The sequence below is a fragment of the Micromonospora sp. RB23 genome (genome assembly GCF_053585025.1).
Genome location: NZ_CM132111.1, coordinates 6,126,433 through 6,152,981, shown reverse-complemented (window position 1 = coordinate 6,152,981; position 26,549 = coordinate 6,126,433). Strand labels below are relative to the sequence as shown.

The 26,549-nt window shown below is 70.7% G+C and carries 24 protein-coding genes; 11 read left to right on the top strand and 13 right to left on the bottom strand.

Annotation, left to right across the window (positions count from 1 at the left end; translation table 11 throughout):
- The first annotated feature begins 292 nt into the window (after positions 1-292).
- On the top strand, positions 293-2,698 hold the full coding sequence (pcrA, locus tag ACTFTM_RS28015; protein ID WP_449563369.1) for a DNA helicase PcrA: 2,406 nt from the start codon (positions 293-295) through the stop codon (positions 2,696-2,698).
- A gap of 102 nt (positions 2,699-2,800) precedes the next feature.
- Here the strand turns inward: pcrA and ACTFTM_RS28010 are convergent, their stop codons facing one another.
- Both ACTFTM_RS28010 and ACTFTM_RS28005 read right to left on the bottom strand, forming a co-directional pair.
- Positions 2,801-3,568 (bottom strand): M23 family metallopeptidase, encoded by a 768-nt coding sequence (locus tag ACTFTM_RS28010; RefSeq protein ID WP_449563368.1) that lies wholly within the window; start codon positions 3,566-3,568, stop codon positions 2,801-2,803.
- Between the two features lie 261 nt (positions 3,569-3,829).
- The gene (locus tag ACTFTM_RS28005; RefSeq protein ID WP_449563367.1) at positions 3,830-4,537 is read right to left on the bottom strand and encodes a M23 family metallopeptidase; all 708 of its coding nucleotides are present in this window, start codon (positions 4,535-4,537) and stop codon (positions 3,830-3,832) included.
- A 56-nt stretch (positions 4,538-4,593) separates the two neighbouring features.
- Here ACTFTM_RS28005 and ACTFTM_RS28000 point away from each other — a divergent pair, with 56 nt between their 5' ends.
- The 4 genes from ACTFTM_RS28000 to sucD all read left to right on the top strand — a co-directional run bounded on the left by ACTFTM_RS28000 (position 4,594) and on the right by sucD (position 7,855).
- Positions 4,594-4,965 (top strand): hypothetical protein, encoded by a 372-nt coding sequence (locus ACTFTM_RS28000; RefSeq protein ID WP_449563366.1) that lies wholly within the window; start codon positions 4,594-4,596, stop codon positions 4,963-4,965.
- Positions 4,965-5,369: a cobalamin B12-binding domain-containing protein gene (locus ACTFTM_RS27995; RefSeq protein ID WP_449563365.1), complete on the top strand. Its 405-nt coding sequence runs from the start codon at positions 4,965-4,967 to the stop codon at positions 5,367-5,369. Before ACTFTM_RS28000 ends, ACTFTM_RS27995 begins: the two co-directional genes overlap by 1 nt.
- A 417-nt stretch (positions 5,370-5,786) precedes the next feature.
- Complete coding sequence (gene sucC, locus ACTFTM_RS27990) at positions 5,787-6,965, top strand: ADP-forming succinate--CoA ligase subunit beta (RefSeq protein WP_393213665.1); 1,179 nt, start codon at positions 5,787-5,789, stop codon at positions 6,963-6,965.
- Between the two features lie 2 nt (positions 6,966-6,967).
- Positions 6,968-7,855 (top strand): succinate--CoA ligase subunit alpha, encoded by an 888-nt coding sequence (gene sucD, locus ACTFTM_RS27985; protein WP_355247033.1) that lies wholly within the window; start codon positions 6,968-6,970, stop codon positions 7,853-7,855.
- A gap of 63 nt (positions 7,856-7,918) precedes the next feature.
- Here the strand turns inward: sucD and ACTFTM_RS27980 are convergent, their stop codons facing one another.
- A complete protein-coding gene (locus ACTFTM_RS27980) occupies positions 7,919-8,185 on the bottom strand; it encodes a hypothetical protein (RefSeq protein WP_039909012.1) in 267 nt (88 codons plus the stop codon).
- Between the two features lie 201 nt (positions 8,186-8,386).
- On the opposite strand from ACTFTM_RS27980, the gene ACTFTM_RS27975 reads away from it, so the two are divergent.
- Entirely contained in the window at positions 8,387-9,700 is a 1,314-nt protein-coding gene (locus ACTFTM_RS27975) for a cell division protein PerM (RefSeq protein WP_449563364.1), read from the top strand.
- 126 nt (positions 9,701-9,826) lie between these two features.
- Here ACTFTM_RS27975 and ACTFTM_RS27970 read toward each other — a convergent pair whose 3' ends face one another.
- Positions 9,827-10,432: a DUF4190 domain-containing protein gene (locus ACTFTM_RS27970; protein ID WP_449563363.1), complete on the bottom strand. Its 606-nt coding sequence runs from the start codon at positions 10,430-10,432 to the stop codon at positions 9,827-9,829.
- 26 nt (positions 10,433-10,458) lie between these two features.
- The gene (locus tag ACTFTM_RS27965; RefSeq protein WP_421473124.1) at positions 10,459-10,755 is read right to left on the bottom strand and encodes a CD225/dispanin family protein; all 297 of its coding nucleotides are present in this window, start codon (positions 10,753-10,755) and stop codon (positions 10,459-10,461) included.
- Positions 10,756-10,937: 182 nt separating this feature from the next.
- Between ACTFTM_RS27965 and purN the strand changes: the two genes are divergently transcribed.
- A complete protein-coding gene (purN, locus tag ACTFTM_RS27960; RefSeq protein ID WP_449563362.1) occupies positions 10,938-11,558 on the top strand; it encodes a phosphoribosylglycinamide formyltransferase in 621 nt (206 codons plus the stop codon).
- Positions 11,555-13,126: a bifunctional phosphoribosylaminoimidazolecarboxamide formyltransferase/IMP cyclohydrolase gene (gene purH, locus ACTFTM_RS27955; RefSeq protein ID WP_449563361.1), complete on the top strand. Its 1,572-nt coding sequence runs from the start codon at positions 11,555-11,557 to the stop codon at positions 13,124-13,126. Before purN ends, purH begins: the two co-directional genes overlap by 4 nt.
- Before the next feature lie 186 nt (positions 13,127-13,312).
- On the opposite strand, the gene ACTFTM_RS27950 is transcribed toward purH, so the two are convergent.
- From ACTFTM_RS27950 to ACTFTM_RS27930, 5 genes are all read right to left on the bottom strand, one after another.
- Complete coding sequence (locus ACTFTM_RS27950) at positions 13,313-14,347, bottom strand: ABC transporter ATP-binding protein (RefSeq protein ID WP_449563360.1); 1,035 nt, start codon at positions 14,345-14,347, stop codon at positions 13,313-13,315.
- A complete protein-coding gene (locus ACTFTM_RS27945) occupies positions 14,331-15,359 on the bottom strand; it encodes an ABC transporter ATP-binding protein (RefSeq protein ID WP_449563359.1) in 1,029 nt (342 codons plus the stop codon). Before ACTFTM_RS27945 ends, ACTFTM_RS27950 begins: the two co-directional genes overlap by 17 nt.
- A 68-nt stretch (positions 15,360-15,427) precedes the next feature.
- Complete coding sequence (locus tag ACTFTM_RS27940; protein WP_449563358.1) at positions 15,428-16,384, bottom strand: ABC transporter permease; 957 nt, start codon at positions 16,382-16,384, stop codon at positions 15,428-15,430.
- On the bottom strand, positions 16,377-17,315 hold the full coding sequence (locus ACTFTM_RS27935; protein ID WP_449563357.1) for an ABC transporter permease: 939 nt from the start codon (positions 17,313-17,315) through the stop codon (positions 16,377-16,379). The genes ACTFTM_RS27940 and ACTFTM_RS27935 overlap by 8 nt, the downstream gene beginning before the upstream one ends.
- 203 nt (positions 17,316-17,518) lie before the next feature.
- Positions 17,519-19,120 (bottom strand): peptide ABC transporter substrate-binding protein, encoded by a 1,602-nt coding sequence (locus tag ACTFTM_RS27930; protein ID WP_449563356.1) that lies wholly within the window; start codon positions 19,118-19,120, stop codon positions 17,519-17,521.
- A 446-nt stretch (positions 19,121-19,566) separates the two neighbouring features.
- On the opposite strand from ACTFTM_RS27930, the gene ACTFTM_RS27925 reads away from it, so the two are divergent.
- Both ACTFTM_RS27925 and ACTFTM_RS27920 read left to right on the top strand, forming a co-directional pair.
- Positions 19,567-20,427: a bifunctional methylenetetrahydrofolate dehydrogenase/methenyltetrahydrofolate cyclohydrolase gene (locus ACTFTM_RS27925; protein WP_449563355.1), complete on the top strand. Its 861-nt coding sequence runs from the start codon at positions 19,567-19,569 to the stop codon at positions 20,425-20,427.
- Between the two features lie 135 nt (positions 20,428-20,562).
- The gene (locus ACTFTM_RS27920) at positions 20,563-21,513 is read left to right on the top strand and encodes a malate dehydrogenase (protein WP_357126210.1); all 951 of its coding nucleotides are present in this window, start codon (positions 20,563-20,565) and stop codon (positions 21,511-21,513) included.
- A 573-nt stretch (positions 21,514-22,086) separates the two neighbouring features.
- On the opposite strand, the gene ACTFTM_RS27915 is transcribed toward ACTFTM_RS27920, so the two are convergent.
- Positions 22,087-22,887, bottom strand: coding sequence for an MBL fold metallo-hydrolase (locus ACTFTM_RS27915; RefSeq protein WP_449563354.1), 801 nt, complete (start codon positions 22,885-22,887; stop codon positions 22,087-22,089).
- Between the two features lie 137 nt (positions 22,888-23,024).
- Here ACTFTM_RS27915 and ACTFTM_RS27910 point away from each other — a divergent pair, with 137 nt between their 5' ends.
- Complete coding sequence (locus ACTFTM_RS27910; protein ID WP_393213628.1) at positions 23,025-24,242, top strand: NADP-dependent isocitrate dehydrogenase; 1,218 nt, start codon at positions 23,025-23,027, stop codon at positions 24,240-24,242.
- Between the two features lie 325 nt (positions 24,243-24,567).
- Here the strand turns inward: ACTFTM_RS27910 and galT are convergent, their stop codons facing one another.
- Entirely contained in the window at positions 24,568-25,644 is a 1,077-nt protein-coding gene (gene galT, locus ACTFTM_RS27905) for a galactose-1-phosphate uridylyltransferase (RefSeq protein ID WP_449563353.1), read from the bottom strand.
- On the bottom strand, positions 25,641-26,465 hold the full coding sequence (locus ACTFTM_RS27900; protein WP_449563352.1) for a DeoR/GlpR family DNA-binding transcription regulator: 825 nt from the start codon (positions 26,463-26,465) through the stop codon (positions 25,641-25,643). Before ACTFTM_RS27900 ends, galT begins: the two co-directional genes overlap by 4 nt.
- Positions 26,466-26,549 lie beyond the last annotated feature (84 nt).

The window sequence follows — 26,549 nt, the reverse complement described above, 5'->3', positions numbered from 1 at the left end:
CGGGTACCTCTCGCGCTCTGGTGCCCCGTGCCCGCAACCCGGGACGAAAAAGCCCCGGACTCCAGGAGCCCGGGGCTTTTCGCAGGTCTGATCGATCAGGCGCGACCCACGGCAGCCGGACTCCCGGTGCCGTAGTAAAAGTAGTAGCGCGCAGCGATCACGCCGTCGAGTATGCCCACCCCGGTCCCCGGTACGCAAGAACCGGCGCTGATCGCGGTGTCGCTGGCGGCCTCGACGGGCCGGCCCGCACCGGTCGGGAAGTGTCCGGCTGGCGGCATAGACTTGGCGCGCGATGCATCCTCTCTTCGACATTCCCGCGTCCCCGCCCGCGCCGGAGTCCGCGCCGGCCCGTCCGAACCGGCCCGGGTCGGCGTCCGCCCACCTCGATCCGCGGCAGCTCCTCGACGGGTTGAACGGGCCGCAGCGCGACGCGGTCAGCCACGCCGGCTCACCGTTGCTGATCGTGGCCGGCGCGGGATCCGGCAAGACCCGGGTGCTCACCCACCGGATCGCCTACCTGCTCGCCGCACGGGACGTCCATCCCGGCGAGATCATCGCCATCACGTTCACCAACAAGGCGGCGGGCGAGATGAAGGAGCGCGTCGCCGCGCTGGTCGGCCCACGGGCCCGGCTGATGTGGGTGTCGACGTTCCACTCCGCGTGCGTCCGCATCCTGCGCGCCGAGCACGAGCACGCCGGCCTCAAGTCGACGTTCTCGATTTACGACGCGGACGACTCCCGTCGCCTCATGCAGCTGGTCGCCCGCGAGCTGGATCTCGACCCGAAGCGCTACCCGGCGCGTGGACTGGCCGCCCAGGTCTCCAACCTCAAGAACGAGCTGGTCGACCCTGAGCAGTTCGCCGCGCGGGCCAGCGGGCCCAACGAGCGGGCGCTCGCCGAGGCGTACACGCTGTACCAGCGCCGGCTGCGCGAGGCGCACGCGCTGGACTTCGACGACCTGATCATGACGACGGTGCACCTGCTCCAGTCCCACCCGCACGTGGCGGAGAGCTACCGGCGGCGGTTCCGGCACGTGCTCGTCGACGAGTACCAGGACACCAACCACGCCCAGTACGTCCTGATCAAGGAGCTGGTCTCCGGCACCGAGGGGCTGGCGCCGGCCGAGTTGTGCGTGGTCGGTGACGCCGACCAGTCGATCTACGCGTTCCGGGGCGCGACGATCCGCAACATCCTGGAGTTCGAGCGGGACTTCACCGACGCGCGGACGATCCTGCTGGAACAGAACTACCGCTCCACGCAGACGATCCTCAACGCGGCCAACGCGGTGATCGACCGGAACACCTCCCGCAAGCCCAAACGGCTGTGGAGCGAGGCCGGCGACGGCGAACGGATCGTCGGGTACGTGGCGGACACCGAGCACGCCGAGGCCGACTGGGTGGGCCGGGAGATCGACCGGCTGGTCGACGCCGACGAGACCCGCCCCGGTGACGTGGCGGTCTTCTACCGCACCAACGCCCAGTCCCGCGTCTTCGAGGAGGTGTTCATCCGGGTCGGCCTGCCGTACAAGGTGGTCGGCGGGGTGCGCTTCTACGAGCGCAAGGAGGTCCGCGACGCCCTCGCGTACCTGCGCTCGGTGGTCAACGACGACGACACCGTGAGCCTTCGGCGGGTGCTGAACACCCCGCGCCGGGGCATCGGCGACCGCGCGGAGGCGTGCGTCGAGGCGCTGTCCAGCCGCGACCGGATCTCCTTCGGCGCGGCGCTGCGGCGTGCCAAGGACGCCCCGGGCATCTCCACCCGGGCGGCCAACGGCATCGCGGACTTCGTGGCGCTGCTCGACGGCGCGCGGGAGCTGGCCGAGACCGGCACCCCGGAGGAGGTGCTGGAGGCCCTGCTGACCCGTTCGGGCTACCTCACCGAGCTGGAGGAGAGCCTCGACCCGCAGGACGCCGGTCGGGTGGACAACCTCCAGGAGTTGGTCAGCGTCGCCCGGGAGTACACCGAGCGGATCGAGTCGCTGGGCGCCGACGGGGAGCGGGCCACCCTGGCCGGTTTCCTGGAGCAGGTCGCGCTGGTGGCCGACGCCGACCAGATCCCCTCCGACGACCCCGACCACCAGGGGGTCGTCACCCTGATGACGTTGCACACCGCCAAGGGCCTGGAATTCCCGGTGGTCTTCCTGACCGGTCTGGAGGACGGCGTCTTCCCGCACCTGCGTTCGCTGGGTGACAGCCGTGAGTTGGAGGAGGAGCGCCGACTGGCGTACGTCGGGATCACCCGTGCCCGACAGCGGCTCTACCTCTCCCGGGCGGTCACCCGCTCGGCATGGGGGCAGCCGTCCTACAACCCGCCGTCACGGTTCCTGGAGGAGCTGCCACCGGAGTTGGTGCGCTGGGAGCGGACCGAAGGGTCGTACACCTCGTGGGCCGGCGGGGGCGGCGGCGTCGGTGGCCGCGCGGACCGCGCGCCCGGCGGGCGCGGCACCTTCACCGGGGGTACGCCGAAGGCGGCCCAGCTCGCCCAGCGGCTCGGCGTGGACGGCAGTCGCCTGACCACGGCCAGCGAGCTGCCGCAGGGGCCGAAGGTGGCTGCCGGCGACCGGGTCAACCACCAGCGCTACGGCCTGGGCCGGGTGCTCGCCGTGGAGGGGCACGGCCCCGGCGCCCGCGCGCAGATCGACTTCGGCGACCAGACCATGTGGCTGGTCCTCCGCCACGCCCCGGTAGACAAGCTGTAACCCGCCCACCCTTCCGCGCCGATCTTGCACTTTCGGTCGTCGACATGAGGGCTCGTGCCCCTTATGTCGCCGCAGGAAGTGCAAGATCGGCGCAGGTGGGGGTCAGCAACCCAGGTTTACGCCTCGGGCGCGCATGAAGGGGGCGGGGTCGATCTGGTTCCACATGCCCTGGTGCACCTCGAAGTGCAGGTGCGGGCCGGTGGCATCGCCGGTGGCGCCCTCGTAGCCGATCACCTGGCCGGCCTTGACCTTCTGGCCGACGGTGACCGCGATGCGGCTCTGGTGGGCGTAGTGGGTCAGGTAGCCGTTGCCGTGGTCGATGAAGACCGAGTTGCCGTACCCGTCGGCGGCGTCACCGGCCTGGGTGACCGTGCCGGCCGCCGCGGCCCGGATCGGGGTGCCCGACGGCAACGCCAGGTCGATACCGGCGTGCAGGGTGCCCCAGCGCTGGCCGAAGCAGGAGGTGACCGAGGCCCCGGGCATCGGGTCGACCCAGGCGGCCGTCGGCCTGGTGGTCTTCTTCGGCTTCGGCTTCGGTTTGGCGGGGGTTGTCTTCGTCGGCGACGGGCTGGGGGCGACCGCCGAGGGGCTCACGGTCGGGCTGGCCGTCGGGGAGGCGGGCGCGCTGGACTCGCGGGCCGAACGGTCGGCCCGGCTGGCGGCCTCGGCCCGAGACTGCGCGTCGAGGGATACGGCGGTGGGCGCGGGCCGGTCGGATCCGGTGGTGGCGACGGCGACCCCACCCAGGCCGAGGGCGACCAGGCCGGCCGCGCCGAGCACGATGAGGCGGTTCCGCCGGCGGGCGCGCCGAGGCTGCTCACCGGTGGTGTCGGGGGTGTTCTCGTTCTGGACGGGGCTGTCTTCCTGCACGGCGGACCTTCACAGTCGAGGGGCACTTGACCTCGAAATACTGGTGCCGGGCCGAACAGGGCGACCGCCGGGACCGGACGCCCGGCGCGCGGCGCGCGGGTAGGCCAGTCTGTTCTGGGGTGGTCTGGAGACCGACGCCCGAAAAAGTGATCATATGGTCCGTGTGCTGGGTCACAGTCTCTCCTGTGACCCAGGAAACATCACCGGACGCAGAACCGCCCGGATCGACAGATCCGGGCGGTCAACGGTCAGTACGCAGCGTCAGGACGCGGCTACCTCGCTGTAGATTGCCTCGACTTGCAGCTTGATGTCCACTCCGCGCTCCTGCAGGTACGGAACGGGGTCGATCGGCGCGCCCTTGACATGGAGTTCGAGGTGCAGGTGAGTGCCGTAGGCGTGGCCGGTCTGGCCCACCAGGCCGAGCTGGTCGCCCGCCTTGACCTGCTGGCCCTCCTTGACGCTGAGCGCGGAGGAGTGGCCGTAGATGGCCTCACTGCCGTCGGAGTGCTGCACGATCACCGCGTAGCCGTAGCCGCCGAACCAGCCGGCCTTGGTGACCAGACCGTCGTGGACGGCCACGTAGGGCGTGCCCTCGGGGACGACCAGGTCCACACCGGTGTGCAGCTTGCCCCACCGCATCCCGTACGGGGAGTTGAAGTCGTAGCCCTGGAGCGGCAACATCCAGACCTCGGGCTCGGCCGCTTCCTTGCCCCGGCTGTCCCGGGAGGCCCGGTCGGCGTTGTCCGCACGAGCCGCCGCGTCCTGGCTGGTGATCGACGCCTGCTTGAGCTCGTCGAGCACCGACGGGCTGACGTCTTTGGCGTCCGGCATGGCCGACGCACCCAGCGCGACAATGCCCGCGCCGACGAACGCTGTGGTGACGACCGCCGCGTAACGGCTACGCGGGGGGGTGGGTACGCGGCGGCGACCGCGATATCTATCGGGCTCAGACGACAGGCGCTGGCGCACGCACACCCTCCGTTGTCGGGGTTCCGAAGCGACCGGTGGACGTCCGTGAAGCTCAGATGAACGTCTTCCAACCGCGTCATCACCCGTCCATGGACCTGATGACAACCGTGGACACGTTAGCCAACCACCAGGCGAGTCACAAGCCAGAGCGCCGAATTGGCGTGTCGATCTGTCCAATTCCGTCCATTATTGTCACGCATCGCGCCGTCGAACGGTGCCCCTGTAACCACCCGTTCGTCGCCGAGCGTGACCGATCCGGCGGAGTAGTCCGGCTTGACGCCACGGTCGGGCGGGGACGGGTGCCGCAGGGCGGGTCCGTGGTCACCGGGATGTCGGACGTGTTTCCGGCCCGGATTTCCCGGCCCCGCCCGGGCGGGTTACCGTTCGTTCAGGTGAAGGCCGTGGAGCCGGTGAAAGGTGTGCGCTGATGAGCTCTCGAATTCGGGTAGTCGTCGCCAAGCCAGGTCTGGACGGCCACGACCGCGGCGCGAAGGTCGTCGCCCGGGCCCTGCGGGACGCCGGGATGGAGGTCGTCTACACCGGCCTGCACCAGACGCCCGAGCAGATCGTGGAGACGGCCATCCAGGAGGACGCCGACGCGGTCGGACTCTCCGTGCTCTCCGGCGCGCACATGACGCTGTTCCGTCGGGTGCTGGAACTGCTCGGCGAGCGCGACGCCCGGGACATCGTCGTCTTCGGCGGCGGCATCATCCCGAACGACGACATCCCGGAGCTGGAGAAGCTGGGCGTCGCGAAGATCTTCACGCCCGGCGCCACCACCCAGGCGATCGTCGAGTGGGTCCGCGAGAACGTGGCGCAGCCGGTCTCCTGAGCGGAGCCGCCGTATCCGGGCACGGGGGAGGGGCCGGACGCACCCCTCACACGTCCGGCCCCTCTATGCACGATGCCCCGCCGCCACCCCTCGACCGACAGGGCATCGGCCGTCTCCCGTCATCGCGCTGTGCAGCGCTCCGACACCTGACTCAACGACGACTTCACGGGCGGGTTACGCACCCCCGCCAACATCGCCCGGACGGCTGACGAGCACCGTGACCTGGCCGGAACCGGTCCTACCGCGAACGCGGTTGTGCATTACCGCACACCGCGCACCCGCTCGGTTGCCGGCCGTGCCCACCTCGCTAGGCTGCCGCCAATGGCCTGTTTCAACTGATGACAGGCGTCAAACTGTTTTCTGAACGCTGGTGGCGGCGCGACGGCGCGCCGCGGAGACGGGACGGGACGCGCAATCGTGGACCTGTACGAGTACCAGGGGCGGGACCTGTTCGAGCGGCACGGCTTGCCCGTGCTGGCCGGCGGCGTCGCCACGACCCCGGAAGAGGCCCGCGCGATCGCCGAACGCCTCGGCGGTCGAGTGGTCGTCAAGGCGCAGGTGAAGGTCGGCGGCCGAGGCAAGGCCGGTGGCGTCAAGCTTGCCGAGGGCCCGGATGAGGCGGTGGCCAGGGCCACCGACATTCTCGGCATGGACATCAAGGGTCACACCGTCCACAAGGTCATGATCACCGTGACGGCGGACGTGGCCGAGGAGTACTACTTCTCGTACCTGCTCGACCGGGCGAACCGCACCTTCCTCTGCATCGCCAGCGTGGCCGGCGGTATGGACATCGAGCAGGTTGCCGCCGAGACCCCGGACCGCGTGGTGAAGGCGCCGATCGACGCCAACACCGGTGTGGACGAGGCCAAGGCGCGGGAGATCGTCACCGCGGCCGGCTTCCCGGCCGAGGTCGCCGACCAGGTCGTCGAGGTGGCCGTCGGCCTGTGGCAGGCGTTCGTCGCCGAGGACGCCACCCTGGTCGAGGTGAACCCTCTCGCCAAGAACGGCGACGGGCGGCTGCTGCTGCTCGACGCCAAGATCACTCTGGACGAGAACGCCGCCTTCCGGCACCCGGACCACGAGGCCCTGGTCGACCAGGCCAGCGTGGACCCGCTGGAGCAGGCGGCCAAGGAGAAGGACCTCAACTACGTCAAGCTCGACGGTGAGGTCGGCATCATCGGCAACGGCGCGGGTCTGGTCATGTCGACCCTCGACGTGGTCGCGTACGCCGGTGAGCGGCACGGCAACGTCAAGCCGGCCAACTTCCTCGACATCGGTGGCGGCGCGAGCGCCGCGGTGATGGCGAACGGGCTGGAGATCGTGCTCTCCGACCCGGCCGTGAAGAGCGTCTTCGTCAACGTCTTCGGCGGCATCACCGCCTGCGACGAGGTCGCCAACGGCATCATCCAGGCGCTCGCCCTGCTCGAGCAGCGCGGCGAGCAGGTCACGAAGCCGCTCGTCGTCCGTCTCGACGGCAACAACGCCGAGGCCGGCCGGGCGATCCTGGACGGCGCGAACAACCCGCTCGTGCAGCGGGTGGACACCATGGACGGTGCGGCCGAGCGGGCCGCTGAGCTGGCAGCTGCGGGGGTCTGATCATGGCTATCTGGCTGACCAAGGACTCGAAGGTCATCGTCCAGGGGATGACCGGCTCCGAGGGCTCCAAGCACACCCGGCGGATGCTCGCCGCCGGCACCAACGTGGTGGGCGGCGTCAACCCGCGCAAGGCGGGCCAGAAGGTCGACTTCGACGGCACCGAGCTGCCGGTCTTCGCGTCCGTGGCGGACGCCATGGCCGAGACCGGGGCCGACGTCACCGTCATCTTCGTGCCGCCGCAGTTCACCAAGGCCGCCGTCGTCGAGGCGATCGACGCCGCGATTCCGCTGGCCGTGGTGATCACCGAGGGCGTGCCGGTGCACGACACGGCCGCGTTCTGGGCGTACAACCTCGCGCAGGGCGAGCAGACCCGCATCATCGGGCCGAACTGCCCGGGCATCGCCTCGCCGGGCGCGTCCAACGCGGGCATCATCCCGGCCGACATCACCGGCTCCGGCCGGATCGGCCTGGTCAGCAAGAGCGGCACGCTGACCTACCAGATGATGTACGAGCTGCGCGACATCGGCTTCTCCACCTGCGTCGGCATCGGTGGCGACCCGATCATCGGCACCACGCACATCGACGCCCTCAAGGCGTTCGAGGCGGACCCGGAGACCGACGCCATCGTGATGATCGGTGAGATCGGCGGCGACGCCGAGGAGCGGGCCGCCGAGTTCATCAAGGCCAACGTCACCAAGCCGGTGGTGGGCTACATCGCCGGCTTCACCGCGCCGCCCGGCAAGACCATGGGCCACGCCGGCGCGATCATCTCCGGCTCGGCCGGCACCGCCGAGGCGAAGCAGGCGGCGCTCGAGGCCGTCGGGGTGAAGGTCGGCAAGACGCCGACCGAGACCGCGAAGCTGATGCGGGAGATCATGTCCGGCAACTGAGCCGGCAGGGCAACAGCGAAGGGGTCGACCGGAACCGGTCGACCCCTTCGTCGTGCCGCCGGCTCAGTCGTTGTTCCAGAACGGATAGTTGCCGGTGAGACGCAGGATCGACCCGCCGATGATGTTGATCACGCCGAACACGATGGCGAGGTAGCCGAGCACCGGCGACTGGCCGTTACGCCGCGCGTCGCGCAGCGACAGGTAGCCGAAGATGATGCCCAGGATGCCGCAACAGATCAGACCGAGGACGATGCCCAGCACGCCCCAGAGCGTGGTGCGGTCCCGGCCCCTGGCCGGCGGTGGTGGGGGCGGCGGGTATGCGGTCGTCACGACTACCTCCGGTGGGTCGCGGGCGGTGGGCCGACCCGGGCCGCGACCGGCGGATGGAACTCCGACGGCGGCGGCGACCACCCCCTCTGGGCCGAGGCTAGACCCGCCCGGGCCGCCCGGACCCCGGTTCGCCCAACTCGCCACCCTCCGGGGCGGGTTATCGGACTGCCACCGCCCGCGCGACGTGCCAGAGTAGAGCGGATGTCCCCCGTCACCCCTGACCGTCCCAGCCGTACGGGCGGCGTACGTGCCGACGACCGGCCGGTCGACCGCGCCGCGCCGCGCCGACGGGTGCCCGCGCCGCGCGCCGACGGGTCGCCGCGCGGCCGCGCGCCGCTGCCCGTCGCCGCCGGGGTGGCCGCCGGCGGGGCCGCCCTCACCTCGTACCTGCCGGTGGCCATCGTGCTCGGCCTGGTCCAGCTCGGCGCGGATTCCAGCACGCTGGGCGGCACCCTGCGCACCGCGCTGGCCGGTTGGCTGGTGGGGCACGGCGTTCCGCTGCACACCGAGGCGGGCCTGTTCGGGCTCGCTCCGCTGGCGCTGACCGTGCTCGCCCTGTGGCGACTCACCCGCGCGGGTGTGCACGTGAGCCGGGCGATCGGCGCCCGTGACAGCCGCTCACCGCGCCGGGCGCTGATCGCGGCCGGAGCGGTCGGTCTGGCGTACGCGCTGCTCGGCGCCATCGCCGCGCTGCTGATCGGCGCGCACGGGCCACAGGTGTCGCCGGTACGGGCGGCGGCCACGTTCGCGGTGGTCGGCACGCTCGGCGCGCTGGTCGGCGCGATCCGGATCACCGCCGTGACCCGGCTGCTCGTCACCCGGATACCCGGCCCGCTGCGCGACGGCGTACGCACCGGCCTGGTCGCCGCGCTCCTGCTCCTCGGTGCGGGTGCCGGCGCGGCCGGCCTGGCGGTGGCCACCGGCGGCGGCGACGCGGCGGACATGATCGGCGCGTACCGGACCGGGGTGGCCGGGCAGGCCGGGATCACGCTGGTCAGCATGGCGTACGCGCCGAACGCGGCGGTCTGGTCCACGAGCTATCTGCTCGGGCCGGGCTTCGCGGTCGGCGTGGACACGGCCGTCCGTACGAGTGAGGTGTCCGTCGGCGCGCTGCCGGCCGTACCCCTGCTGGCCGGCCTGCCGCGTGGCCCGGTGGACGGCCTTGGCGCCCTGCTGCTCGCGGTGCCGCTGCTGGCCGGGATGGTCGCCGGCTGGCTGCTCGCCCGCCGGCTGGCCCGCGTCGCCGGGCCGGAGCGTGCCCCGCGCCGTTGGGCGGAGTTGCTGGCGCCGGCGGTGCTGGCCGGCCCGGTGGCCGGCGTGCTGCTCGGCGTCGCCGCCGCGGCCTCCGGCGGGTCGCTCGGGTCGGGCCGGTTGGCGCAGCTCGGGCCGGTGGCCTGGCAGGTCGGTGCCGTGGCGGCCGGCGTCGTCGCGGTCGGCGCGCTACTCGGCGCCGCCGCCACCCGCGTGCTCGCCCGCACCCCCCGCCCCGCTCCTCGCCCCGCCTCTCTTCCGTGATCATGAAGTTGTCGTCACGACACGCCGAGGCGCGTGGCGTCAACTTCATGATCAAGGCTTGAAGGGCGGGAACGCTGCGGGGCGCCCCGGAGGAGATCCGGAGCGCCCCGTGACGAGCAGAGCCGATCAGGGCTCGGTGGGTAGGCTCATTCCCACGAGGTTCAGAAGGAGCACCAGGATGCCCAGGCCGACGCCGACCGCGCCGCAGATCAGACCGGCCTTGGCCTGACCGGCGTTGTTGGCCTGGCCCTGGGCGACCTTCTGCTTGCCGAGGTAACCGGTCACCACGCCCGCGATGCCCACCGGGATGCCCAGGAAGAGGCAGCAGGCCAACGGAATCGACGCGATGCCGAGGATCATCGACACCAGGCCGAGGGTGTTGTTCTGCCCCTGGGCCTGCGGGTACCCGGCGTTCGGGTACGTCGGAGCGCCGTAGGGCTGCTGCTGGCCGTACGGCGCCTGCGGCTGCTGGCCGTACGGCGCCTGCGGCTGCTGCCCGTACGGCGCCTGCGGCTGCTGGCCGTACGGCGCCTGCGGCGCGCCGTACGGGTCCTGCGGCGGCTGGCCGTACGGCTGGCCCGAGGTGGGCTGGCCGTACGGCTGGCCCGAGGTGGGCTGCTGGCCGTACGGGGCGGCCGGCGGCGGGGCGTACGGGTCGTGCGGCGGCTGGGGTGCGGTCGGGTCGTTCGGCTGCTGGCCGTACGGGTCCTGACCGGGATTACCGGGCTGCATTCGAGAGAACTCCTTGGTTGGTTCCGTCAGTTGGTGCTGCTGTCCCCACTCATGATCGCGCCCAGACCACCCAACGCACAGCACAGCAGCACGATGACGAGCCACGCGATGCCCACGATGAGGGCCCACTTCGACCACTTCCGCGACTCCGCGGCGGCGGCCTGGGCACCGGCGTAGTCACCCTGCTGCAGCAGCGGGTTGACCTTCGACGCGTTGATGATCGCCGGGATGGCCAGGGGCCAGAACAGGAAGATGGCGACGATCGACATCGTCATGTTGTTGTTGATCGGCGGCTGCTGCTGGGGGTGGGCGCCGGGATGCATGGGGGTGCTCCTCATTCCATCGGCACGCGCGCGGTGCCGGGTCACTGACAGGGGTGCGGGCCGGCACGGTGTCCAGCCCGAGCGACCGGCAGCGTACCGGGTGGATGCTCGTCCGCACCGGCGCAGATTCGGCGCGCCGCCCGGTCGAAGGGCGTTCGTGACCTGCCCGATAGGGTGTTGCGGTGACCGAGCCCGCGTCCGTCGCCCGCATCGTCGTCCTCGTCTCCGGCTCCGGGAGCAACCTCCAGGCCCTGCTGGACGCCGCCGCCGACCCCGCGTACGGCGCCCAGGTGGTGGCTGTCGGCGCGGACCGCGACGGCATCGCGGGCCTGGACCGGGCCGAGGCCGCCGGGGTGCCGACGTTCGTCGAGCGGGTCCGGGATCACGACAGCCGGGAAGACTGGGACCGGGCGCTCACCGCGCACGTCGCCAAGCACCAACCCGACCTGGTCATCTCCGCCGGGTTCCTCAAGCTGGTCGGCCCGCACTTCCTCGCCGCCTTCGGCGACCGCTACCTGAACACCCACAACACCCTGCTGCCGGCGTTTCCCGGCGTCCACGGTCCGCGCGACGCCCTCGCCTACGGCGTGAAGCTCACCGGGGCCACGCTGTTCTTCGTCGACGCCGGCATGGACACCGGACCGATCGTGGCGCAGGTCGCGGTGCCGGTGCTCGACGACGACGACGTGGACACCCTCACCGAACGCATCAAGGAAGCCGAGCGCCGCCAGCTCGTCGAGCAGGTCGGTCGGCTGGTCCGCGAAGGCTGGACCATCACCGGAAGGAAGGTCACGGTTCCGTGAGTCCCACTCAGGACGGGCGTCGCCCGATTCGGCGGGCGCTGGTCAGCGTCTACGACAAGACCGGTCTGGTCGAGCTGGCCCAGGCCCTGCACGCGGCCGGCGTCGAGATCGTGTCCACCGGCAGCACGGCGGGCACCATCGCCGCCGCCGGGGTGCCGGTGACGCCGGTGGAGACGGTGACCGGCTTTCCCGAGGTGCTCGACGGCCGGGTGAAGACCCTGCACCCGAAGGTGCACGCGGGCCTGCTCGCCGACCTGCGCAAGGACACGCACGTGGCGCAGCTCGACGAGTTGGGGGTGGCCGCGTTCGACCTGCTGGTCTCCAACCTCTACCCGTTCCAGGCGACCGTCGCCTCCGGGGCGGGCGTCGAGGAGTGCGTGGAGCAGATCGACATCGGCGGTCCGGCCATGGTGCGCGCCGCCGCCAAGAACCACGCCTCGGTCGCCGTGCTCACCGACCCGGCCGGCTACCCGGCGCTGCTCGGCGCGCTCGACGAGGGTGGCTTCACGCTGGCCCAGCGTCGCGCGCTCGCGGCCCGCGCGTTCGCCGACATCGCCGAGTACGACGTGGCGGTCGCCCAGTGGTGTGCCCGTGAGCTGGCCCCCGCCGACGACACCTGGCCGACGTTCGCCGGTTCGGCGCTGCGCAAGTCGACGGTGCTGCGGTACGGCGAGAACCCGCACCAGCCGGCCGCGCTCTACACCGACCCGGACGTCCCGGCGGGGCTGGCCCAGGCCGAGCAGCTGCACGGCAAGGAGATGTCGTACAACAACTACGTCGACGCGGACGCCGCGTGGCGGGCCGCGAACGACTTCGCCGACCAGCCGGCCGTGGCGATCATCAAGCACGCCAACCCGTGCGGCATCGCGGTCGGCGTGGACGTGGCCGAGGCGCACCGCCGGGCGCACGCCTGCGACCCGGTGTCGGCGTACGGCGGTGTCATCGCGGTCAACCGACCGGTCTCGGTCGAGATGGCCCGGCAGGTCGCGGACATCTTCACCGAGGTCGTGGTCGCCCCCGGCTTCGACGAGGGCGCGGTCGAGGTGTTGCAGGGCAAGAAGAACGTCCGGCTGCTGCGCGCGCCCGCGTGGACCCCGGCGAGGATCGAGTGGCGGTCGGTGACCGGTGGCGTGCTTACCCAGGTCGCCGACCGGGTGGACGCCCCCGGCGACGACCCGTCGAACTGGCAGTTGGCGACCGGTGAGCCCGCCGACGAGGAGCTGCTGCGTGACCTGGCGTTCGCCTGGCGTGCGGTGCGCGCGGTGAAGAGCAACGCGATCCTGCTCGCCAAGGACGGCGCGACCGTCGGGGTGGGCATGGGTCAGGTCAACCGGGTCGACTCGGCGCAGCTCGCCGTCAGTCGTGCCGGCGCCGACCGGGCCCGTGGCTCGGTGGCCGCCTCGGACGCGTTCTTCCCGTTCGCCGACGGCCCGCAGATCCTCATCGACGCGGGCGTCCGCGCCATCGTCCAGCCCGGCGGCTCCATCCGCGACGAAGAGGTCATCGAAGCGGCGAAGAAGGCCAACGTGACGATGTACCTGACGGGAACCCGCCACTTCTTCCACTGATCCCGCCCGGCCCCGCCCCGCCCCGCCCCGCCCCTCACCCCGTCGATCATGGAGTTGTGGTGCCCCGCAAAAGGGGCGTCGGCGGAGAAGCCGCCCACCACAACTTCATGATCGACGCGTGCGGGGCCGCGTGCCGGGGCGCGTGCGGGGGCCGCGCGCGGGGGCCGCGTGCCGGGGACGGGGCGGTCAGGCTGTGGTGGGGGAGCGGAGTTCGGCGAAGTGGCAGGCGGACGGGTGGGGGTCCGCGGCGCGGGGGACCGTCGCCGGGTCCTCGATCGCGCAGATCTCCTGGGCCTTCCAGCAGCGGGTCCGGAAGTGGCAGCCGCTCGGCGGGTCGGCCGGGCTGGGCACGTCGCCGACCAGCCGGATCATGGTGCGCTGGTCGCGTACCTCCGGGTCCGGCACCGGCACGGCCGAGAGCAGGGCCTGGGTGTACGGGTGGGTGGCGCGCTCGTAGATCTCGTCCTCGGTGCCGATCTCGACGATCCGCCCGAGGTACATGACCGCGACCCGGTCGGCGATGTGCCGCACGACGGACAGGTCGTGGGCGATGAAGATGTACGAGAGCCCGAACTCGTCCTGGAGCTGCTCCAGCAGGTTGATCACCTGAGCCTGGATGGAGACGTCGAGCGCCGAGACGGGCTCGTCGCAGACGATCACCTCGGGCCGCAGCGCGAGCGCCCGGGCGATGCCGATGCGCTGACGCTGGCCGCCGGAGAACTGGTGCGGGTACCGGTTGATGTGCTCCGGGTTCAGACCGACGACGTCCAGCAGCTCCTGGACACGCTTGGCCTTGCTGCCCTTGGGCGCGGCGTCCGGGTGGATCTCGAACGGCTCGCCGATGATGTCGCCGACGGTCATCCGCGGATTCAACGACGTGTACGGATCCTGCATGACCATCTGCATGTTCCGCCGCAGCCGGCGCAACTCGGACCCGGAGGCCTTGAACAGGTCCCTACCTTCGAGGGTGGCGCTTCCGGAGGTGGGCGTCTCCAGCCGCATGAGCAGCCGGGCGAGGGTTGACTTGCCGCAGCCGGATTCGCCGACCACGCCCAGCGTCTCGCCCCGGCGCAGCTCGAAGCTCACGCCGTCGACGGCCTTGACCGCGCCGATCTGCCGCTGGAACAGCACACCCTGACTGATCGGGAAGTGCTTCACCAGGTTGTCGACGGAGAGGATGGTCTCGCCCCGGACCTTGCTGGAGCTAGCGGGCGCTGTCATCACGGACCTCCTGCGCGAAGTGGCAAGCGCTGGCCCGGCCGTCGCCGAGGACCAGGTCGTGCGGCACCACGTCCACGCAGACCTGCTGCGCGTACGGGCACCGGGGGTGGAAGGGGCACCCGGAGGGGATGCGCATGAGGTTCGGGGGCAACCCCTTGATCGTCGCCAGCTCCTGGCCGCGGACGTCCAGGCGGGGGATCGATTCCAACAACCCCTTGGTGTACGGGTGGGCCGGCGCCTTGTAGAGCGAGCGGACGTCGGCGTGCTCGACGATCCGGCCCGCGTACATGACCGCGATCCGGTCCGCGACGCCGGCGACCACGCCCAGATCGTGGGTGATCAGGATCATCGCCATGTTGAGGTCCCGGCGCAGGTCGGCGAGCAGGTCCATGATCTGGGCCTGCACGGTGACGTCGAGCGCGGTGGTGGGCTCGTCGGCGATCAGCACCTTCGGGTCCAGCGCCAACGCCATCGCGATCATGACGCGCTGCCGCATACCGCCGGAGAACTGGTGCGGGTAGTCACCGATCCGCTTGGCGGCACCGGGGATCTTGACCAGGTCCATCAGCTCGATCGCGCGGCGGCGGGCGTCACCCCGGGACATGCCGGCGCGCTGGCGCAACGTCTCGCCGATCTGCCAGCCGACGGGGAACACCGGGTTGAGGGCGGACAGCGCGTCCTGGAAGATCATCGCGATCTCCTTGCCGCGGACCTGCCGTCGCTGTTCCTCGGAGGCGCTGAGCAGGTCCTGACCCTGGTAGAGGATCTGGCCGGAGCGGACGAACGCGGGCGGGGTGTCCAGGATGCCCATGATCGCCTGCGCGGTGACGGACTTGCCGGAGCCCGACTCACCGAGCACGGCGAGGGTCTCCCCGGCGTCCAGGTGGTACGACACGCCGTTGATCACCCGGGCCACACCCTCGTTGGTCCGGAACTCGACGTGCAGGTCCCGCAGTTCGAGCAGGTGACCGCCCTCCGGGGTGGCGGAGGCGGGCGTGGGTTCGATGGTCATGACTGTGCCTGCCTTTCGCTCGCGACTGTGGGGCTCGCTTCGCTCACTCCTCGCGCTCGCATGGAGAGTCACCGCAGCTTCGGGTCGAAGGCGTCACGGATCGCGTCGCCGAGCATGATGAACGCCAGCACGGTCAGCGCGAGGAAGGCCGACGGGACGATCAGCGGTGTCGCCGCCTCCCGCATGTGGATGCGGCCGGTGTCGATGTCCTGCCCCCACGAGATGGTCGGCGCCTTCAGGCCGATGCCCAGGAAGGAGAGCGTCGCCTCGGCGGCGATGAACGATCCGAGCGCGATGGTCAGCACGACGATGGCCGGAGCCAGCGAGTTCGGCAGGATGTGCCGCCACATGATCCGGCCGTTGCCGGCCCCGAGCATCCGGGCCGCCGCGACGTAGTCCTGCTCCTTGGCGGTGATCACCGAGGAGCGCACCACCCGGGCGGCGGTGGTCCAGCCCAGGATGGCCAGCACGAAGATCACGGCGGCGATCCGGGCGTTCTCGCTGTCGCTGGACACCCGCTTGAGCAGCACGATCGCCGCGAGGAGCAGCGGGATGCCGAGCACCACGTCGATCACCCGCGAGAGAACGGCGTCCACCCAGCGGCCGAAGTACCCGGCCAGCATGCCGACGACCAGGGCGATGATGCCGGTGCCGAGCGCGGCGAGCGCGCCGACCAGCAGCGAGGCCCGCGTGCCGTAGACCGCCCGGGAGTACGTGTCGCAGCCCTGGAAGTCGTACCCGAAGATGGCCCCGCCGGACGGCCCGGCGTGCTGGCGGGAGAGCAGACAGTCGTTGGGGTTGTTGGCGGTGAACACGCCCGGGGCGAGCGCCATCAGGGTGAAGACGACGACAAGCGTCAGCGAGATCCAGAAGATCGGATTGCGGCGCAGGTCGCGCCACGCGTCCCCGGCCAGGCTGCGCGGCTTCTGCGGAGCGCCGACCTGGTTCGGGGTGCCCGGCTCGCCCGAGGGGCCACGCCGCGCGGCCTGGTTCTCGGTGGCCGCCACAGTCTCAAAATCACTCATAGCGGATCCTCGGGTCGAGTACGGCGTACAGGACGTCCACCACCAGGTTCGAGACCAGGTAGACCACGACGAGCACGCTGACGATGCCCACCACCAGGGGGCCGTCCTCGGTGCGGATGCCGCGGAAGAGGTTGAAGCCCACGCCGGGGATGTTGAAGACGCCCTCGGTGATGATCGCGCCGCTCATCAGGTTGCCCAGCTCCACACCGAGGAAGGTGACCACCGGGATGAGCGAGTTGCGCAGCACGTGGACGGTGACGATGCGGCGCTTGACCAGGCCCTTGGACCGGGCGGTCCGGACGTAGTCGGCGCGCAGGTTCTCGGCCACCGAGGTGCGGGTCAGCCGCAGCGCGGTGGCCAGCGACAGCGAGCCGAGGACGATGCCCGGCAGCAGCAACGCGTAGAACGAGGGCTGGGAGCCGGCGGTGGGCGGGAAGAGCTGCCACTTGACGCCCAGGAGGTACTGGGCGAGCGGCGCCAGCACGATGGTCGGGATGCCCAGCACCAGCAGGGTCAGCACCAGCGTCGAGTTGTCGAAGATGCTGGCCCGCCGGATGCCGGCGACCACACCTGCGGTGACCCCGAAGATGATCGCCACGGCGAGCGCGATGAGCGCGAGCTTGAGGGTGACCGGCCAGGCCGCCTGAAGGATGTCGCCGATCTGGCGGCCGGTCAGCGACTGGCCGAGGTCACCCTGGAGCAGGCTCTTGACGTAGTCGAAGTAGCGGTAGAAGAAGCCGCCGACGCCGGTCGCGTCGAGGTGGTACTTCTCCGTCAGGTAGGCCCGTTGGGCCGCGGTCACCGGTCGTTCGCCCGCGAGGGCCTGGATGGGGTCGCCCTGTCCGGCGAACATCAGCGCGTAGACGATCAGCGTGGTCCCGAAGAACGCCAGGACCATCTGGAGTAGGCGCCGCAGGATGTAGCGGAACATGCTTAGCAGTCTCTCCGGAAATGTGCGAAAGGGTCGCAGGACGGCATCTCTGGTCGTACCCGAAATGTCAGAGACGTTCCGTCCGGCCCGGGGGAGGCCGGCGCCACCGGTGTTTCCGGGTCCGTGTCGCGGACCCGGCCGGGATAGCGCGGTCCGGGCCACCCGGGCGTCGTTGCCCGGGTGGCCCGAATCCGTTGGTCAGCTCAGCTGGCCGCTTCGATCTTGACGAGGTTGACCCGCTGGAACAGGTCCATCTGCACGTTCTTGACCTTCGAGGAGTGGCCGAACACGTTCTGGCCGAAGCGCAGCGGGATCACCGGCATGTCCTTGGCCAGGATGTCCTCCGCCTGCTGGTACTTGGCGATCGCCTCGTCCTGCGTCTTGGCGGCGGAACCCTCCTTGACGAGCTTGTCGAACTCCGGGTTGCTGTAGCCGTAGTAGTTCGACGAGCCGTTGGTGCTGTACAGCGGGCCGAGGTAGTCCTCCATGCTCGGGTAGTCCATGACCCAGCCCATCCGGAAGGCGCCCACCGGCGTCTTCTTCTCGACCTTGGTCAGCAGGTCGGCGAACTTCGGCTCGGCGACACCGACGGCGTCGACACCCAGGTTGGCCTTGAGCTGGTTGACCGTGGCGTCGACCCAGTCCTTGTGGCCGCCATCGCCGTTGTACGAGATGACGATCTTGGACGGGCCACCGGCGGCCTGGTAGAGCTTCTTGGCCTCGGTCGGGTTGAACTCGCCCACCTTGCCGGTGGTGTTCTCCCGGTAACCCGGCAGGACCGGCGAGACGAAGGAGCGCGCCGGCGTCTGCGAGCCCTTGAAGACCGACTTGGTGATCTCGTCACGGTCGATCGCCATCGAGATGGCCTTGCGCACGTCCGGGTTGGCGTAGTCCTTGTCGAACGTCGGGAACGCCAGGAACTGGAACGACGACATCGGGCTGGTCTGGTACCGGTCGCCCAGGTCGGTCGGCGCGGTGCTCAGGCTCTCGGTCGGGATCGTCGGCAGCACGTCCAGGTTGTCCGCCAGGACGTCCGCGTAGGCCGCGGTCAGCTGCTGGTAGATCCGGAACTCGATGTCCTTGACCTTGGGCTTCTCACCCGGGTACGCGTCGTAGCGCTCGACGTCGATCTTGCTGTCGTGCTGCCAGGTGCCCTTCATCTTGAAGGGGCCCTGCCCGATCGGCGCCTGCTCGTAGGAGTCCTTTAGCACGCCCGGCGCCGAGAACGCGGCGTCCGGCATCGGGTAGAACGCGGTGTAACCCAGCATCGACCGGAAGTCGATGTACGGGTCGGAGAGCGTCACGGTGAAGGTCAGGTCGTCGACCTTCTTGAGGCCGGACATCTCCTTGGCCTTCGGCTCCTTGCCCTGCAGGTCGGCGTACCCAGCGATCTTCTCGAAGAAGAAGTTGCTGTCCTGACCGTTGGGGGCGTACGCGCCGTAGTTCCACGCGTTGATGTAGTCCTCGGACGTGACCTTCTCACCGTTGTGGAAGGTGTAGCCGTCCTTGAGCTTGATCGTCCAGACCTTGTTGTCGGACGAGGTGACCGACTGCGCGGCGACCTCGTACGGCTTGTTCTGGGCGTCGTAGTCGACGAGCGGGCTGAACAGGCCGGTGAGGACCTGCGCGCCGGACGTCTCGGTGGTGTTGGTGGGAACCAGGTGCTTCGGCTCGCCGATCTGGATGCTGACGGCCGAACTGCCGCTGCCACCGGATCCACCGTCTCCGCCGCTGCCGCAGGCCGCGAGGCCCAGCGTCACCGCGAGCGGGAGGGCGGTCCAGGCGGCGAGTCTACGAACTCGCATTGAGCCTCCTCATCTCCTCACGCTGCGCAGTCAGGCCCGACGCTGGGTTTACGCTGCGCAACAAGCGGTAACGGTAGGTCGGTTACCGGCCGTCGACAACGGCCCGGTTGCGGGTGCGTAACGGTCCGAGGACACCTTCCTTGCCGGGTGCCGTGTCGCGTGCTACCCCAAACCGGATAGACGGCGCTGAGCTGCTCAATTGCCGGTGAGTTGGGAAACGTCCGTCCCCTGCCGGGGCGGATTCGGTGCCGATCCGCACCTCGACCGCTCTCGGTCGGTCACGTGGGGTTCGACCGTTTTAACGGTGATCGAGTCCACAGGCCGTCACGCATAGTGATGAAGAGCACGTGACTCTTCGTTACCAAATCGGGTGTGACCGGGGCCTCGACGGCCGTCCGGAGCGAGGTCCCGGGAACGGCGGGTGCCGGACATGAGACGATCTGGTCGTGACGGCGACGCTTCTGGACGGCAAGGCGACCGCAGCGGAGATCAAGGACGAGCTGCGGACACGGGTGAAGGCTCTCGCGGAGCGCGGCATCACCCCCGGGCTCGGCACGGTCCTGGTCGGGGCCGACCCCGGAAGTCAGGCGTACGTCAACGGCAAGCACCGTGACTGCGCCGAGGTGGGCATCGCCTCGATCCGCCGGGAGTTGCCGGCCGACGCCACCCAGCAGCAGGTCGACGACGTGATCGCCGAGCTGAACGCCGACCCGGCGTGCCACGGCTACATCGTCCAGCTGCCGCTGCCCGCCCACCTCGACACCCAGCGGGTGCTGGAGCTGATCGACCCCGACAAGGACGCCGACGGGCTGCACCCGGTCAACCTGGGTCGCCTCGTCCTCGGCTACGACGGTCCGCTGCCCTGCACCCCGCGCGGCATCGTCGAGCTGCTCCGCCGCCACGACGTGGCGCTGCGTGGCGCCACCGTGGCAGTCGTCGGCCGGGGCAACACCGTCGGCCGTCCGCTCGGCCTGCTGCTCACCCGTCGTAGCGAGAACGCCACCGTGACCCTCTGCCACACCGGCACCCTCGACCTCGCCTCGCACACCCGTGCCGCCGACATCGTCATCGTTGCGGCCGGCGTACCCGGGCTGCTGACCGCCGACATGATCAACCCCGGCGCGGTGGTCGTGGACGTCGGCATCACCCGGGTGATCGGTCCCGACGGCAAGGGCCGCTACACCGGGGACGTCGACCCGGAGGTGGCCGAGACGGCCGGCGCGCTCGTCCCGATGCCCGGCGGCGTCGGCCCGATGACGCGCGCCATGCTGTTGACGAACGTGGTGGAGCGCGCCGAGCGCGGCTGATCCGTACGCCGGTGACGCCGGGGACGGCGGTGACGTTCGCCCCATCCCGGCGACGGCCGCCGCCCCTGGCCCGATCGGTGCCAGGATGACTGATACGGTCCGGAAAACCGACTGGTATCAGGGAGTGGGACGACCATGGGTAAGAAGGTCACTGTCGTCGGGGCTGGCTTCTACGGCTCCACCACCGCACAGCGCCTGGCCGAGTACGACGTCTTCGACACCGTAGTGATCACTGACATCGTGGAGGGCAAGCCCGCGGGCCTCGCGCTCGACCTCAACCAGTCGCGGGCCATCGAGGGCTTCGAGACCAAGGTCGTCGGCGTGACCACCGGTCCGAACGGTGAGGGCTACGAGGCCATCGAGGGCTCCGACGTCGTCGTCATCACCGCCGGTCTGCCCCGCAAGCCGGGCATGAGCCGGATGGACCTCCTGGAGACCAACGCCAAGATCGTCCGCCAGGTCGCCGAGAACGTCGCCAAGTACGCCCCGAGCGCCGTCGTCATCGTCGTCTCCAACCCGCTCGACGAGATGACCGCCCTGGCGCAGATCGCCACCCAGTTCCCCAAGAACCGGGTTCTCGGCCAGGCCGGCATGCTCGACACCGCACGATTCAGCAACTTCGTCGCCGAGGCGCTGAACGTGCCCGTGGCGTCCGTACGCACCCTGACCCTCGGCTCGCACGGCGACACCATGGTGCCGGTGCCGTCGCAGAGCACCGTCAACGGCAAGCCGCTGCGTGACGCCATGCCGGCCGAGCAGATCGAGGAGCTGGTCGTCAAGACCCGCAACGGTGGCGCCGAGGTCGTCGCGCTGCTCAAGACCGGTTCGGCGTACTACGCCCCGTCCGCCGCCGCCGCCCGCATGGCGAAGGCCGTGGCCGAGGACTCCGGCGACGTCATGCCGGTCTGCGCGTGGGTCGACGGCGAGTACGGCATCTCCGGCGTCTACCTGGGCGTCGAGGCCGAGATCGGCGCCGAGGGCGTCCGTCGGGTCGTCGAGACCGACCTGGACGCCGACGAGCGCGCCAGCCTCCTGGAGGCCGCCGAGGCCGTCCGCGCCAAGCAGGGCGACATCTCCAGCATGTGACACCCACGAACGCAACGAAGGGCGCGCCGGCTTCCGCCGACGCGCCCTTCCCGCGTTCGCCCCCCGGTCCCTGAGCCCCCGTCCCGGCCCTGCGCCCTGCGCCCCGGCCCCGCGCCCCGGCCTGCGCTCCGGTTCGGCCCCGCGCTCCGGTGCGGCCCTGCGCTCCGGCTGTGCGCCCTGCGCCCCGGCCCTGCGCCCTGCGCCCCGGCTCTGCGCCCCGGTCGCGCGCCCCCGCAGGGCGCGGCCCCGCCCCGCACCCCCGCTCCGGCCCCACGCCCCGGCCGGATCCGCCCTGCGCCTGCTTTCCGCGCCCGCCCATCCGGTGATCAAGAGGTTCGCGTCACCGAGACCCCGATTCCTGACGCAAACCTCTTGATCACCGGGGTCGAGGCCGGGTCCGCACCTCGAACCCCGAGTTGATCATGAAGTTAGCGTCCCGACACGCCGCGTCAGGGGCCGCTAACTTCATGATCAACGGGGGCAGGGCAGGGCAGGGCAGGGCAGGGCAGGGCAGGGCAGGGCAGGGCAGGGCAGGGCAGGGCAGGGCAGGGCGGGGCGGGGCGGGGCAGGGGGTTAGGGGTGGGGGGTGAAGGGGGTGGCTAGGTGGGGGGTGGCCAGCAGGATGGGAGAGTGGGCGCGCAGGGTGGTTACGCGGGAGGCTCGGGCTTGTTCCGGGTCTTCCTCGTGGGCGTACGCCAGGGTGGGGTCGACCAGTTGCACCATGTGGACCAGGAGATCGCCGGTGACCAGCAGGCGCTCGTCGGCCACCGTCACGAGCACCGACTGGTGGCCGGGAGTGTGTCCGGGGGTGGACAGCAGTCGTACCCCCGGGGTGAGGTCTCTGTCGCCGTCGACCACCCGCAGTTGGCCGGCGGCGCGCAACGGCGCGATCAGGCCGGCCGGCAGTTCGGGGTTGAGCGCCCGGGCGGCTTCCACCTCGGCGCGCTGGAGCAGGTAGCTCGCGTTCGGGAAGTACGGCCGGCCGGGCGTGCCGGTGACCGCCCAGCCGATGTGGTCGGTGTGCAGGTGGGTGAGTACGACGGTGTCGACGTCGGCGGGATCGATGCCGGCGGCGGACAGTTCGGCGGGTAGCCGACCGGGCACCGGCGCCCAACTCGCGGCGGGCGCGTCGGTCGGGCCGATTCCGGCGTCGACGAGGGTGACCGGTCCGTCGCCGGCGCGGATCGCGAAGCTGCGGAACGGCAGCCACCACTGCCCGTCGGCGGTGACCGAACCGGGGTCGCGTCGGTCGGCCTCTGCCCAGTGGGCGGCCGTGGCGTGCGGAAATGCCTCGTCGCGGGGCTGGAAGAACGCGCCCTCGCCGTCGGTGAGCGCGGTGATCGTGATAGACCCGAGGGTGCGGCTCAATGGCATCGCGCGATCGTGTCAGGGAACTGCTGTGCCGTGCAGCCCGGTTTCACCGGTCGGTCGAGGCCGGCTGGGGGCTGCCGGCCCAATTGCAGTACGCTCGTACTGCTTGAGCACGTGTCCCCCGAGAGGAGCGCCGGCCGATGGCGAAGATCAAGGTAAACAACCCGGTCGTGGAGCTCGACGGCGACGAGATGACCCGGATCATCTGGAAGCAGATCCGGGAGCAGCTGATCCTGCCCTACCTCGACGTCGACCTGCACTACTACGACCTGTCGATCCAGTACCGCGACGAGACCGACGACCAGGTCACCATTGACGCCGCCAACGCCATCAAGGAGCACGGCGTCGGCGTCAAGTGCGCGACCATCACCCCGGACGAGGCCCGGGTCGAGGAGTTCGGCCTGAAGAAGATGTGGCGGTCGCCCAACGGCACCATCCGCAACATCCTCGGCGGCGTCGTCTTCCGTGAGCCGATCATCATGTCCAACGTGCCGCGCCTGGTGCCCGGCTGGACCAAGCCGATCATCATCGGCCGGCACGCCCACGGTGACCAGTACAAGGCCACCGACTTCGTCGTCCCCGGCCCGGGCACGGTGACCATCACCTACACGCCGGCCGACGGCGGCGAGCCGATGGAGATGGAGGTCGCCAACTTCCCCGGCGGCGGCATCGCCATGGGCATGTACAACTACGACGAGTCGATCCGGGACTTCGCCCGGGCCTCGTTCCGGTACGGCCTGGACCGCAACTACCCGGTCTACATGTCGACCAAGAACACCATCCTCAAGGCGTACGACGGCCGGTTCAAGGACATCTTCGCCGAGGTGTTCGAGGCCGAGTTCAAGGCCGAGTTCGACGCCGCCGGCCTGACCTACGAGCACCGGCTCATCGACGACATGGTCGCCGCCGCGCTCAAGTGGGAGGGCGGGTACGTCTGGGCCTGCAAGAACTACGACGGTGACGTGCAGTCCGACACCGTCGCGCAGGGCTTCGGCTCGCTGGGCCTGATGACCTCGGTGCTGCTCTCCCCGGACGGCCGTACCGTCGAGGCCGAGGCGGCGCACGGCACGGTCACCCGGCACTACCGGCAGTACCAGAAGGGCGAGAAGACCTCGACCAACCCGATCGCGTCGATCTACGCCTGGACCCGGGGCCTCGCCCACCGGGGCAAGCTGGACGGCACGCCGGCGGTCACCGAGTTCGCCAACACCCTGGAGCAGGTCATCATCGACACCGTCGAGGGCGGCCAGATGACCAAGGACCTCGCGCTGCTCATCTCGCGCGACGCCCCGTGGCTGACGACCGACGAGTTCATGAACGCGCTCGACGAGAACCTGGCCCGCCGGCTCTCCGCCTGATTCGACAGCACAGCACCGGAGCCCGTCGGCACCCGCCGGCGGGCTCCGCTGTGTCCGGCGGGCGACACGCGGGCGGCGTCACCCGGCTCGGCGCGCCTCGTTGACCAGGGTGGACGAGATGCCAGTCGCGTCCGAGAAGGTTGACCGAGGTCGACCGCAGTGTGCGTGCCGATCAGCCAGCCTTCCCGGCTGTGTCGAGCACAGCCAGCCGTCCCTTCCCTGCGGGGGGCCCTGTCCCGGGCCCCCCGCGCCCTGTTTCCCGGCCTTCGCCTGCGCTCGTCGCCGCCCTGACGGCCGACGAGGGGCAGTTCGAGGACGGGCGGGATCAGGCGGCGCGCAGCAGTTCGGCGGCGCGTTCGGGGGAGATGTCGTTGATGAAGACGCCCATCCCCGACTCGGAACCGGCCAGGTACTTCAGCTTGTCCTTGGCCCGCCGGATGCTGAAGAGCTGAAGGTGCAGGTGGCCCAGCTCGCGGTCGATCCGCACCGGGGCCTGGTGCCACGCCGCGATGTAGGGCATCGGCATGTCGAACAGGCCGTCGAAGCGGCGCAGCAGATCGAGGTAGAGCGGCCCGAAGGCGTCCCGCTCGTCGTCGCTCAGGGCCGGGATGTCCGGCACCACGCGTCGGGGCGCGACGTGCACCTCGAACGGCCAGCGGGCCGCCGCCGGCACGAACGCCGTCCAGTGCTCGTTCTCGGTGACGACCCGGTCGCCGGCCGCGCGCTCGGCGGCCAGCACGTCCGCGTACAGGTTGCCACCGCCGGTGCGCTCGGCGTGCCGGCGTGCCGCGGCCAGCAACGCCCGGGTGCGCGGCGTCACGAAGGGGTACGCGTAGATCTGCCCGTGCGGGTGGTGCAGCGTGACACCGATCTCGACACCCCGGTTCTCGAAGCAGAAGATCTGCTCGACGCCGGGCAGTTCGCCGAGCACCTCGGTCCGGTCGGCGAGCGCGTCCAGCACGGTGCGGACGCGGCGCGGCGGGAGGCTGGCGAAGGAGGCGTTGTGGTCGGAGGTGAAGCAGACCACCTCGCACCGCCCCAGGCCCGGTCGGACCGGCGTGAACGGGGTGATCTCGCCGGGCTCGTCGGCCACCCGACCGCTGAGTGAGGGGAACCGGTTCTCGAAGACCACCACGTCGTAGTCCGGTGCGGGGATCTCGGTCAGCCGGTCGCCCTCGGACGGGTCGAGCGGGCACTCGTTCGCGGGCGGCAGGAACGTGCGGGTCTGCCGGTGCACGGCCACCGCGACCCACTCGTCGGTCAGCGGGTCGTAGCGCAGTTGCGACGCGGGTGGCGGTGGCGGCAGGTCACGGCGGTCCGGCTGGTCGCGGACGGCGTCGTCGTTCTCGTCGAAGTAGATCAGTTCCCGGCCGTCGGCCAGGTTGATCGCGGTGCGCTTCACGGCGCCGTCCCCTCACTCGTCGGCGTGCGCGTCGCGCGGCCCGCCCTCGTCGCCTTAACCATGATCAATTGGCCCACCTGTTCGCCGAGTACCCGTCGCGCGGTGGGAGGCAACGCCTCGTCGCTGACCAGTACGTGGGCTGCCGCCAGTTCGACGATCGAGGAGATGCCGACCGTGCCCCACTTCGTGTGGTCGGCGAGCACCACCAACTGGTCCGCCGCGGCGACCAGCGCCCGGTCGATCTCGGCTTCCATCAGGTTCGGGGTGGTGAAACCCGCCCGCTCGGTGATCCCGTGGACGCCCAGGAAGAGCAGGTCGAGGTGCAGCCGCCGGACGGCGCCGACCGCGAGCGGGCCGACCAGCGCGTCCGACGGCGTCCGGACGCCGCCGGTGAGCACCACCGTCTGGTCGGACCGACCCCCGGCGTGCAGGATCTCGGCCACCGGCAGCGAGTTGGTCACCACGGTCAGGCCGGGAACGTCCACCAGCCTGCGGGCCAGCTCGGCGGTCGTGGTGCCGGCGGAGAGGGCCACCGCCGCGCCGGGTCGGACCAGAGCCGCCGCCCGGTCCGCGATGGCGGCCTTCTCCGGTAGCTGCCGGACGGACTTGGCGTGGAAGCCCGGCTCGTCGGTCGAGCTGGGGCCGGCCGCGGTCGCACCGCCGTGCACCTTGGCCAGCAGGCCACGCTCGTGCAGGGCCTCCAGATCGCGCCGGATGGTCATGTCGGAGACGCCGAACTCGGTCGCCAGGTCGGTCACCCGGACGCCGCCCGTGGTGCGGACCCGGTCCAGGATGGCCGTCTGCCGCTGCCGTGCGAGCATGCGCCGTGCCTCCCGGGGTCCACGTACTCTCACGCGGTCGAACGTGTTCCAACAAAGATGAACACTAGCGCGTGCCCGGAACCG